Raw genomic sequence first — 3,003 nt, forward strand, 5'->3', positions numbered from 1 at the left:
TTTTCAGCCTGCTCTCCCCCGCCTATCTATGGCTGACAGTGGCGATCTTTCTGCCCCTGTCAGCGATGCTTTACTTCAGTTTTCTTTCGGACGTGCCGTTTGGGGACATTGAATGGCATCACACCACCGAAAACTACGCGGCGTTCTTTCAGACATCGACCTATGCGACGCTCCTGTGGAAGTCGATCCGGTTGGGGTTGATGGTCACAGGGGTTGCGGTGCTGGTTGGCTTTCCTTGCGCCTATGTGCTGGCGAAGGTCATCAAAGGCCGCGCGCGTGAGGCGCTTTTTCTACTAGTGATCCTGCCGTTCTGGTCCAATTCACTGGTGCGGATTTTCTCATGGGCCATCGTGTTGCGAGGCAATGGCGTGCTGGATCTGGGTCTGAATGCCATTCTGCCGTTCGAGGTGGACGTGAACCTGATGTTCTCGACATATGCCATCGTGATCGGGCTGGTGCATTCCTATCTACCCTACGTGATCCTGACATCCTATCTGGCGCTGCAAGCCATTGATGACAATCTGATTGATGCCGCCCGGTCCATGGGTGCGAACAAGCTGACAATCCTGTGGCGTGTCATCCTGCCCCTGTCGCTGCCCGGATTGTTGGCCGGTGCGGTGCTGATCTTTGTGCCGGTGGTGGGCTCTTTCATGGAGCCGCGTATCTTAGGCGGTCGGGTTGGCACCTATTATGGCACGGTGATCGAAGACCAGTTTGTCGCGGTGTATAACTGGCCCCTTGGCGCGGCGCTCTCCTTTATCTTGCTGGCGGTGGTTCTGGTTATCCTTGCCGTAGCCCGCCCCGTTTTGAAAAAGGCACAGACATGAGCAATCTCTTCCTCGCCCGCCTTGGCAAATTGTGGCTCGCCCTAATCCTGTTCTTTCTCTACGCGCCCATCGTGGTGATGGCCGTCATGTCGTTCAACGCCTCGCAATACTACCAACTGCCTTTTGAATTCTCGCTGAAGTGGTATGAAAAACTGGCGGGCAATCAGGAGATTATCGACGCGGCCACCCGCTCGATCATGATCGCTTTGATCACCACCGTGATCGCGACCATCCTTGGGACAGCAGCGTCAGTTGCGCTGTTCCGGTTCGAATTTCGCGGCAAACGCTTCCTGCAAATCATGCTGTTCCCGCCGATCGCAATTCCGTGGCTGATCACTGGCACAGCCATGTTGATCTTTTTTTTTGGAGTTGGATTGGGACGGGGCACGCCCTCGGTCATCATCGGCCATGTGGCGTTGGCCCTGCCTTACGTGATCGTCGTTGTCAGCGCCCGGCTGGCGACATTTGACGCGACGCTGGAAGAGGCCGCGCGTTCCATGGGTGCGGATGGCTGGACTGTGACACGCCGGGTCACGCTGCCGTGGATCTCGTCTGGGATCATTGCCGGGGCGCTCTTCGCCTTCGCGGTCAGTTTCGATCAATTCGTGGTGTCCTACTTCCTGTCGGAACCGGGCGACAGCACTTTGCCAGTTCTGATCTACACCTCGATCCGCAAGGGCTTCACACCTGAAATCAACGCAATCTCGACAATCATCATTGTCATCTCGATGGCCATCATGCTGGTCGCAGCACGATATTCCAATTTCGGAGGAGAACGCTAATGGCCGAGGTTTCCGTCCAGCACATCACCAAGACGTTCGGTACACTCAAAGCGCTGAACGATGTCACAATTGATTTCCCCGATGGCGGCTTCTTTGGCCTGCTGGGTCCGTCCGGCAGTGGCAAGACGACGCTGCTGCGCGCCATCGCCGGGTTCATTTTCACCGACAGCGGGTCGATCCGCATTGGCCATGAATCGGTTGAGAACGTGCCAGTTGAGAAACGCGACATTGGCATGATGTTTCAGAACTACGCGCTGTTTCCAAATATGAGCGTGGCCGATAACGTGGGCTTCGGCCTGCGCGTGCGCAAAGTGGGCGCCGCTGAGGAACGCCGCCGGATCGGCGAAGCGCTTGAGCTGGTACAGCTTGGCCAGCATGGCGACCGCAAACCCCATCAGCTTTCGGGCGGGCAACGCCAAAGGGTCGCGCTGGCACGCGCGATCGTGACCAACCCACGGGTTCTGCTGCTGGGCGCTGGACAAATCCCTGCGGGTCGACATGCAGTTTGAACTCAAACGCATTCAGCGTGAGATCGGCATCACAACGATCTTCGTCACCCATGATCAGGAAGAGGCGCTGACCCTCTCCGACAAGATCGGCATTCTGCGCGACGGCAAGATGATCCAGGTCGGTCCCCCGCGCGAGGTTTACAATAACCCGTCCGATCTGTTCACCGCCGCCTTTCTGGGCGAAGCGAATATTCTAAGCGACCTGTCCGGGGACGGCGTAGACATCAAGGTTCCCGGTAATATGCTGGCCAGCACGACCCTCGCCGTCAGGCCCGAAAACATCTCGATTTCAACTACGGAACCGAAGGTCGACGCGATTTCCAAATGCAAAGCCGTCTTGGAGAGCCGGGTTTTTGCGGGCGCCATGGCCACTTGTATCCTCCGGCAAAACGGCACAGCCATCAAAGTCATTTCTCGTGATCAGGATATTCCCGAGAACATTTTGGAAGGCGACGATCTATGGCTGAGCTGGCCAGTGGAAAAAACGTTGACCGTCTCCAATCAATGAGGGTTCAGAATAGTGATTGCTGAATAAGGTAAAAATTCGCCAATAATAACTCTCCAAGAGCTCTTGGGAGATGTTGCAAGTTTGTATTTGTACGGTGGGCGCATGTAGGAAGTTCGCGCTTGCCACACTGCGGACATTGGTGCGTGCCGCAGCATTTGGTAAACTGGGCTCTGACCCGCCATCCGCCGCAGGATGTACGAAGGTCCGCAGTGGGACGTTCGTGTGCTTCAGCCAACTTGTACAGCTTCACCAAACACCACCTCCGTCTGATCCCTCCAGGGCAAAGCGGCGCATTCCGTAATCTCCATCAGCGTCACGGCTGTGACCTCGCGTTTATAGACCAGCCGCTTCAGCACCTCCGGCGCGAGATAGGCCAA

At 56.5% G+C, this 3,003-nt stretch carries 4 protein-coding genes; all 4 read left to right on the forward strand.

Features of this window, described 5'->3' with window-relative positions; all coding sequences use genetic code 11:
- The first annotated feature begins 8 nt into the window (after positions 1-8).
- The 4 genes from WAO69_RS07625 to WAO69_RS07640 are packed head-to-tail and all read left to right on the forward strand — an operon-like array spanning position 9 to position 2,626.
- Positions 9-827: an ABC transporter permease gene (locus tag WAO69_RS07625; RefSeq protein WP_422177685.1), complete on the forward strand. Its 819-nt coding sequence runs from the start codon at positions 9-11 to the stop codon at positions 825-827.
- Positions 824-1,609: an ABC transporter permease gene (locus WAO69_RS07630; RefSeq protein ID WP_422177679.1), complete on the forward strand. Its 786-nt coding sequence runs from the start codon at positions 824-826 to the stop codon at positions 1,607-1,609. The genes WAO69_RS07625 and WAO69_RS07630 overlap by 4 nt, the downstream gene beginning before the upstream one ends.
- Positions 1,609-2,118 carry an ABC transporter ATP-binding protein gene (locus WAO69_RS07635; protein ID WP_422177681.1) on the forward strand — a complete coding sequence of 170 codons (510 nt, stop codon included), beginning with the start codon at positions 1,609-1,611 and terminating at the stop codon, positions 2,116-2,118. Before WAO69_RS07630 ends, WAO69_RS07635 begins: the two co-directional genes overlap by 1 nt.
- Positions 2,108-2,626: a TOBE domain-containing protein gene (locus WAO69_RS07640; RefSeq protein WP_422177683.1), complete on the forward strand. Its 519-nt coding sequence runs from the start codon at positions 2,108-2,110 to the stop codon at positions 2,624-2,626. The genes WAO69_RS07635 and WAO69_RS07640 overlap by 11 nt, the downstream gene beginning before the upstream one ends.
- The last annotated feature ends 377 nt before the right edge of the window (positions 2,627-3,003 follow it).

The organism is Aestuariivita sp. (genome assembly GCF_049276915.1).
In the GTDB taxonomy this organism is placed as follows: Bacteria; Pseudomonadota; Alphaproteobacteria; order Rhodobacterales; family Rhodobacteraceae; genus Aestuariivita.